The 246-nt window shown below is 38.6% G+C and carries 1 protein-coding gene; it reads left to right on the top strand.

The window, feature by feature from the left end:
- Positions 1-42 precede the first annotated feature (42 nt).
- Positions 43-246 (top strand): hypothetical protein (locus CWC14_RS19495; protein WP_212746569.1); only part of this gene is annotated, 204 nt, incomplete at its 3' end.

Below are 246 nucleotides of genomic sequence, written 5' to 3'. Positions count from 1 at the left end.
GCTATTACCATATTCGCTTTTGTAGTAGGTATTTTTGGCTCTATGAATGAAATATGGCAAGAAAATAAACATATTAAATTAGCATTAAATAGATTAGGACAGGCCTCAGTGGTTTTCTTTGTTTTAATTGTCGTCGTTGTGAGTGCCAATTATGTGGCCTGGCCTATCAGAGCAACGCATAGTGGTTATCAGTCATGTCCGGATTTCACCTTGTTGCATAATGAATCATTTGCCACCGCTTGGGTG

Source organism: Pseudoalteromonas sp. S3260, from assembly GCF_005886925.1.
Classification (GTDB): domain Bacteria; phylum Pseudomonadota; class Gammaproteobacteria; order Enterobacterales; family Alteromonadaceae; genus Pseudoalteromonas; species Pseudoalteromonas tetraodonis.
The sequence above is the reverse complement of the archived record's forward strand: the minus strand, read 5'-3'. Positions and strand labels throughout refer to the sequence as shown.